This is a genomic window from Chloroflexota bacterium (assembly GCA_020850535.1).
GTDB lineage: Bacteria > Chloroflexota > UBA6077 > UBA6077 > JACCZL01 > JADZEM01.
Window position 1 is genome coordinate 1 of record JADZEM010000030.1, and the last position, 7441, is coordinate 7441.

A 7441-nucleotide genomic window follows, 5' to 3' on the forward strand; every position below is an offset into this window, starting at 1 on the left:
CGCCTCGAACAGCCCCCGCTGTGGCCCGCGCTTCCCCAGCATCCCTGCACCCCGACCCACCGGCTGCCTTCATCCTACCCGGCCGCCCCACCCTCCCGGTAGCCCCCCTTTCCGGCCGGGCTTCTAGCTACTGTGGAGGATGTTCAGGACATCCCCATCCTTGACGATGTAGCCGCGTCCTTCGGCCCGCACCTGTCCGCGCTTACGAGCCTCGGGATAGGTACGCGCATCCAGTAGCTGATCCCAGTGGATCACCTCGGCCCGGATGAACCCGCGCGATAGATCGCTGTGGATCGCGCCGGCCGCTTCCTGCGCCGTGCTGCCGTCCTTGACGGTCCAGGCACGGCACTCGTCCTGCCCCACCGTGAAGAAGGAGATCAGCCGGGCCAGCTTGTACGAGATCTGGATGACCTTCGCCAGTCCGGACTCGGCGATGCCCAGCGCCTCCATGAACTCGGCGGCCTCGTCGTCGGGCAGCTCGGCCAGCTCCATCTCCAGCTTGCCGGCCAGGCTGACCGCGCCGGCGTTGGCCCCGAGCGTCTCGGAGATCTTCGCCACCAGGGCATCGGCGGCCTCGCCCGGCTCGTCGGGGTTGACCAGCACCAGCAGCGGCTTGGCCGTCAGCAGCCCATACCCGCGCAGCGAGCGCTCCTCGGCGGGGGTCAGCTCGACCTCGCGCAGGGGACGCTCAGCGGTCAAGGACTGGTGCAGACGCGTGAACAGCTCCAGCTCCTGCTCGCGAACCAATCGCTCGGCGGGCGTGCCCTTGTTGAGCTTCGCTTCCTTCTGCACCCGCTCCAGCCGCTTCTCGACCACGTCGAGGTCGGCCACCATCAGCTCAAGGTTCAGCCCTTCGACGTCGTCCAGCGGCGTCGGGTCCGTCCCCTGGCTGGCAGCGCTGCCAAAGGCACGGACCACCTGCAACAGCACGTCGGTGTTTCGCAGGTGGGCCAACAGCGAGCCGGCGCTGTCCTTGCCCGAGCCGCGCACGATGCCGGCCACGTCGACGTACTGCACTTCGGCCGGCGTGAACTTCTTTGGCTCGAACAGCGGCGCAAGTTGATCCAGGCGCGCATCGGGCACCTTCACTACGGCGAGGTTCGGCTCCGAGCTCGCGGACGAGTACCCGCCGACCGCCGCGCGGGCGTGCGCCAGGGCGTTGAAGACGGTGGTCTTCCCCGAGCCCGGCAGACCCATGATCCCGATCTGCACGCTGGTAACCCCTTCAGGCGCCGCCTCTGTCGAGCGGCCACGCTCCTGCGCTAAACCTTACACGAACGACCCGTCAACCCGTGCGGGCCGGAGGGGCATGGTTTGCACGCCAGGCATGCAAGAACGCCGCCCCAGGCGGGGGCGGCGTCTTCAGCACGCGGCTTTTGGGATGCGGTGAGCGCCCTACTCGTCGCTGCTGCTGCTCAGGAACCCGAAGATCCGCAGGATCGCCAGGAAGAGGTTGAAGATGCTGAGGTAGATGCCCACCGCCAGCATGATCGGGTCGTCCACGCCGGCCTGCGCGTTCTTGAGGTTCTGCATGTCGTACATGACGAAGCCCGAGAACAGGACCGCCGTCACCACCGAGAGCAGGAACCCGAAGATCCCCGGTGCGACGCCGAAGAAGCTCATGACCATCATCACGAGGCCGGCCATGATCACGGCCAGCAGGCCGGCCATCAGGTACGGCGCCATCCCGCTCAGGTCGCGCTTGGTGGTCCAGGCGTAGGCGCTGAGCACCAGCACCAGGCCGGCTGTCGTCAGCCCGGCGTTGACCACGACCATACCCATGCCGCGCGCGAGATACTGGTCGATAATGAGGCCGAGCGTCATCCCCTCGAAGACGCTGAACGCGTAGAAGACGGCGAGCGCGACGCCCGACGACATCTTCTGGCGCGCGAAGCTGAGGGCCAGGACGGTTCCCAGCGAGCCAACAATCCCCAGGATCATGCCGAGCGGCCCGAGCGCCCGCCCGACGACGTAGCCTCCAGCCGTAAACAGGAGCGAGAACGCCAGCAGGCCCATGACCTGCCCCACGAGCGTCCCTCGCTGGGCGGCGGTCATCGTCCGCCCGTAGGTCCACTGCATCTGATCGTAGCTCACGGCGAGATGCCTCCAAGACTCTCACCCCTCGCACCCGAGGCGAGGAGAACGCTTGTTTGGAGTATAGATTTGCCCTTCCCGCCTGTCGTCGTTTCAGGCGGCTGGTTCATCAAACCCTAACCCGCTCGCATCGCCGCCCGGAGGCGGGCCGTCCCGTCGCGGTCAACGGCCAGCGTGCCAGGGTCCAGCACTACGCCGTACTCGGAGCGGGCGGCGACGAGGGTGACCTTCTCGTCGGCGACGTCATCGGCGACGGCTTCGGGGTCACGGTCGAGCGGGTCGCCGTAGCCGCCGGCCCCGGCCATCGTGTGCTTGAGGGTATCGCCTCGGTGGAGGATGCGGTACGCCTTGGACGGCGGGCTCTCCGCCTCGCCGCCTCGCACGATCAGGTTTGAGGACGGCGCGCCCGGCTTGCCGCCCTGGAGGCCCCACGGCTGAAACTTCTGTCGATCCGTCCGCAGTTGGAGCGCACCCTCCCGTTCGAGGAAGCGGTAGGTCCGCGTCAGCGCCAACCCACCGCGATACTGCCCGGCCCCGCCGCTGTCGGGCACGAACGCGTACTCCTCGATACGCAGAGGATGGTCGCCCTCGAGGAACTCAATGGGGTTGTTCGAGAAGTTGGCGCTGATGCTGGAGCAGGCGTCGATACCGTCCTTGTTCGGCCGGCCGCCCCAGGACGCGTGCAAGAACTCCAGGAAGACGAAGGCACGGTCGTCCTCGTAGTAGCCGGCGATGGTGATGCCGGTGTCGCCGCCGGACTCACAGGCCGGCATCTTGTCGGGCGCGACGTGCGCCAGCGCGCCGAGGATCGCGTTGGTCAGGCGGAAGCCGGTCAGGCCGCGCGCCGCCACGGGCGCTGGCAGGTCGGGGTTGATGACGCTGCGCGATGGAACCTTGACGGTGATCGGTCGGAAGTAGCCGCCGTTGTTGGGGATGCCGGCGCTCATCAGCGCCCGCACGCAGGCGTAGACCGCCGACTTCGCGAAGGACGCCGTGGCGTTGATCGCACCGCGCACCTGGGGCGCAGTCCCGGCAAAGTCGATCTCCAGGCTGTCGCCGCGCACCGTGGCCGTGACGGCGATCGGGATCGGGTCGGGGTCCATGCCGTCGTCGTCGATGTAGTCGGCGAACCGGTAGACGCCGTCCGGCCACTGCGCGATCTCGGCCCGGGCCAGGCGCTCGGTATAGGCCATCAGGTCAGTGAGGGCCGTGAGGAGCGTCTCCTTGCCCCAGCGGTGGACCAGCTCGCCCAACCCGCGCTCGCCGATGTGGAGCGCGGCAAGCTGGGCGCGGAGGTCGCCCAGCAGGTTTTCGGGCACGCGCACGTTCTTGCGGATGATCTCGAAGACCGCGCCGTTCGGCTTGCCGGCGTCGTAGAGCTTGATCGGCGGCAGCCGCAGCCCCTCCTGATAGATCTCGGTCGAGTCTGAGGCGTTTCCGCCCGCCACCCGCCCGCCGATGTCGGTGTGGTGGGCGATGGTCGAGCAGTAGGCGACGTGCTCGCCGTCCAGGAACAGCGGCTTGATCAGGAAGATGTCCGGCAGATGGGTTCCACCCTCATACGGGTCGTTGAGGATCACGACGTCGCCGGGCTGCCAGTCGCCTCGGAACTTCTCGATCACCACGGCCATCGCGTCCGGAATCGAGCCGAGCTGCATCGGCAGGGTGAACCCCTGGGCCAGCAGCTCGCCGTCAAGCGACACGAACGCCGACGACAGGTCGTTGGACGACTTCAGGTTGCTGGAGTAGGCCGTCCGCATCATCGTCAGCGCCATCTCGTCCACGACGGACTCGATGGCGTTCTTGACCAGCTCGAGGGTGACAGGATCGGTCGCCATCAGCGGCCTCCCGAGCCGGAGGGCGCGGGGTCTGGTGGCGTGGATTGCGCGCCAGGCTCTGTCTCCATCGGCGCGTCTGGATCGGCGGTCCACTCGGACAACGAACCGTCATAGATGGCCACGTTCTCAGCCCCCAGCAGCGCCAGCACGAACGCCCCGCTGCTGGCGGCGACGCCTGCCCGACAGTAGGTGATGACACGGTCGGTCTCCAGCGCGCCGACCTCCTCGAACTGCCGCCGCAGCTCGTCGGCTGGCAGGTAGGCGTGCGAGTCTGGGTCGACCAGCCCGACAATCGGGACGTTGACGCTCCCGGCGATGTGCCCCGGCCGCTCGAAGGTGGTGGACGCGCCGGCGTACACGTCTCTCGGCAGGGTGTTGACGAGGAGCGTCTCCTCAGCACCGATGGCTGCCCGGACCTCAGCCTTCTCGGCGATCAGCTCGGGCCGATAGCGGGGCACGAACGTCGCCGGGGAGTACGCGGACGGGGCCGTCGAGACTGGCCTTCCCTCCTGCGTCCACTTGTGCCAGCCGCCGTTCAGGACCGCCGCATTGTCGAAGCCGAACACGCGCAGCATCCACCAGACGCGCGCCGACCACATGTGCGGCCAGCTATCCTTCGTGCCGTCGTAGAGGATGACGCGGACGCCCTCGCCCACGCCGTATCGCGACATCGCCTCCGCGAACTGCTCGGCCGGCGGCAACATCGACGGCAGCGGGTTGTCCCGGTCGCACAGGTCGTCGACGAAGTCGGCCAACACGCTGCCCGGGATGTGACCGCGCTCCCAGATCGCGCGCCCGCTGGCGAGGCGGACGACGCCGTCCGGCCCGGCTTTCCGGTCGACCGTGCAATCGAGAATCCGCAGCGACGGGTCGTCCAGGTTCGCCGCCAGCCAGTCCGTCTCGACCAGGTACTCAGGGTGTGCCAGCGTCACCGTGTCCCCTCCTTCAGCCTCAGACCGTCAGCCGGATGTTTGCGTGCTCGTCCAGGCGGACCGTCCAGTCCGGCGGCACGATGGTGGTGGCGTCGTACTCCTCGACGATCAACGGCCCGGGCCGCGCGACGCTGTCAAGGTCGCCGCGCCCGATGACGGGCGTCGCCAAGGCCCCGTGCACGCGGCCGAAGTAGGCCAGACGGCTGGTGGCCTCAGCGATGGGCCGCGGCTCGGCCTGGGCGGTTGGTAGCTGGACGCCGACCCGCGCCACCAGCCGGAAGCTGACGATCTCGACACGGTCGGCGGCGTCGCGGTAGCCGTAGGTCCGCTCGTGCTCGTCCTCAAAGGCCGACGCGATGGCCGCCACGTCGTCCAGCAGCCCGTCGTCGGCGATGGGCACCCGCAGCTCGGACGACTGTCCTCGATACCGCAGATCCAGCAGCCGCTCGACCTGAATCACCGCGTCGAGATGGCCCTCCTCGCGCAGCGTCGCGCGGGCCGCGCGCTCCAGGTCGGCAAAGCCGGCCTCCAGGTCGGCGCGTGTGCGGCCGGCCAGCGTCTGCCGGTTCGCCTGTGAGACCTCGTGACGGGTCTCAGCCGCCAGCAGCCCGAACGCGCTGAACAGGCCCGGCCAGGGCGGCACGATCACCTCGGAGATGTCGAGCTGCCGCGCGACTTCGGCGGCGTGGACGGGACCGTTACCGCCGAACGCCACCAGCGTGCAGCGCCGAGGATCGCGTCCGCGCTCGGTGGAGACGGCCCGGGCCACCCGCACCATGTTCGAGACGGCGATCTGGTGTGCACCGTAGGCTGCCGGCAGCAGATCGAGTCCGAGCGGCCCGGCGACGTGCTCCTGCATCGCGCGGTGCGCGGCCGCACCGTCGATGGGCAGCGTCCCGCCGAGCAGGTGCATCTGGTTCAGGTAGCCGAGCACGAGGTTGGCGTCGGTGAGGGTCGGCTGCTCGTTGCCGAGGCCGTAGCAGACCGGCCCTGGCACAGCACCGGCGCTCTCCGGCCCGACCCGCAATCCGCCGCCGGGGTCCACCCGCAGCAGGCTCCCGCCGCCCGCCCCGACCTCGGCGATGTCGAGCGCCGGCACCCGCAGCGTGTGGCCACCGCCCTTGAACATGCGGCTGCCCACGCTGATGCCGGCCCCGACCTCGTACTCGGCCACCTGGAACGGCCGGCCATCCTCGACGATCGAGGCCTTGGCTGTGGTCCCGCCCATGTCCACGGTGATCAGGTTCGGGACGCCGCACTGGCGGGCCAGGCGCACCGCCGCCACCACGCCGCCGGCCGGCCCCGACTCAACCACCTGGGCCGGGCGCTTCCGGGCTGTGCTGGCCCGGATCACTCCGCCGTTCGACTGCATCATCAGCAGCGGCGCACGGACGCCGCCGGCCTCCAGCCCCTGCTCGAGCGCCCCCAGATAGCGGTCGGCTATCGGGCCGACGTAGGCGTTGATGACCGTGGTCGAGGTGCGCTCATACTCGCCGATCTCCGGCAGCACCTCGTGGGAGAGCGACACGAAGAGCCCAGGAGCCTTTTGCGCCAGCAGCTCTCCCAGCCGTCGCTCGTGGTCGGGGTTGGCGTAGGAATGGAGCAGGACGACAGCTACAGCCTCCGGGCCCGTCGCCAGCGCCGCATCGACCACCTGGGCGGCGTCGTCCGCCGCCAGCGGCTCCACGACGTTCCCGGCGATGTCCAGCCGCTCGGCCACCTCGAAGCGCAGCCGCCGGGGCACGAGCGGCTTCGGCTTGTCCCAGCCCAGGTCGTAGAGCCGGCCCACGCGCAGACGGCGAATCTCGAGGATGTCGCGGAAGCCACGCGTCGCGATCAGCGTCGTGCGCGCCCCGCGATATTCCAGAATGGCGTTGGTGGCGGCGGTCGTGCCGTGGACGACGGCAACGGCGTCGGCCGGCGCGAGGCCAGCCTGCCTCTGGAGATCGCGGAGGCCGTCCACCAGCCCGGCGATGACGGCGTCCGGCGCGGAGGACACCTTCAGCGTGCTGACCCGCCCGGCCTCGTCCATCACGACGAGATCGCTGAAGGTGCCGCCGATGTCGATACCCACTCGGTAGCGCATGCTGAGGTCTCGCCCTCCCGTCGGCCATTGACGCGCCGCGCCGGGGCGACGGTCGCGAGAGGATAGCTGAACGCGGGGATCGCACTCACTTCACACGCTGTGGGATGCGTTGGGCATCAACCAGGGCGATTGCATGTTGATTGGTGTCCCCGAAGCATCAGGGAACGGGCGGTCGGGGACTGAAGTCCCCGCCTACAGTCACGCCGTCGGGAACGGCAGGCACTGGTGCGACTGGAGCGTCGCGCAGCGACTGCATGAGTGTAGGCGGGGCTTTCAAGCCCCGACGCGGCGGCACGACGACATCACCATGCGATTGCCCTGGTAGCAGCATCAGGGCGATTGCATGTTGATTGGTGTCCCCGAAGCATCATGGAACGGGCGGTCGGGGACTGAAGTCCCCGCCTACACGCATGCCGTCGCTGCGCGACGGACACCGGGCACGGACAGGGACTGGTGAGACTACAGCGTCGCGCAGCGACTGCAGGATCGTA

Annotated in this window: 5 protein-coding genes; all 5 read right to left on the reverse strand. The window is 69.0% G+C overall.

Features of this window, described 5'->3' with window-relative positions:
- Positions 1 to 123: 123 nt before the first annotated feature.
- Positions 124 to 1197, reverse strand: coding sequence for a redox-regulated ATPase YchF (ychF, locus tag IT306_05440; GenBank protein ID MCC7367842.1), 1074 nt, complete (start codon positions 1195 to 1197; stop codon positions 124 to 126).
- A 198-nt stretch (positions 1198 to 1395) separates the two neighbouring features.
- The gene (locus tag IT306_05445; GenBank protein ID MCC7367843.1) at positions 1396 to 2094 is read right to left on the reverse strand and encodes a Bax inhibitor-1/YccA family protein; all 699 of its coding nucleotides are present in this window, start codon (positions 2092 to 2094) and stop codon (positions 1396 to 1398) included.
- A 116-nt stretch (positions 2095 to 2210) separates the two neighbouring features.
- Positions 2211 to 3932, reverse strand: a complete 1722-nt coding sequence (locus IT306_05450; protein MCC7367844.1) for a hydantoinase B/oxoprolinase family protein — start codon at positions 3930 to 3932, stop codon at positions 2211 to 2213.
- Positions 3932 to 4864 (reverse strand): sulfurtransferase, encoded by a 933-nt coding sequence (locus tag IT306_05455; GenBank protein ID MCC7367845.1) that lies wholly within the window; start codon positions 4862 to 4864, stop codon positions 3932 to 3934. Before IT306_05455 ends, IT306_05450 begins: the two co-directional genes overlap by 1 nt.
- Positions 4865 to 4883: 19 nt before the next feature.
- Positions 4884 to 6950: a hydantoinase/oxoprolinase family protein gene (locus IT306_05460; protein MCC7367846.1), complete on the reverse strand. Its 2067-nt coding sequence runs from the start codon at positions 6948 to 6950 to the stop codon at positions 4884 to 4886.
- Positions 6951 to 7441 lie beyond the last annotated feature (491 nt).

Coding starts and splice junctions, on each gene's coding strand:
- IT306_05450 (MCC7367844.1), bottom strand. CDS start 3,932: ATGGCGACCGATCCTGTCACCCTCGAGCTGGTCAAGAACGCCATCGAG.
- IT306_05460 (MCC7367846.1), bottom strand. CDS start 6,950: ATGCGCTACCGAGTGGGTATCGACATCGGCGGCACCTTCAGCGATCTC.
- ychF (MCC7367842.1), bottom strand. CDS start 1,197: ATGGGTCTGCCGGGCTCGGGGAAGACCACCGTCTTCAACGCCCTGGCG.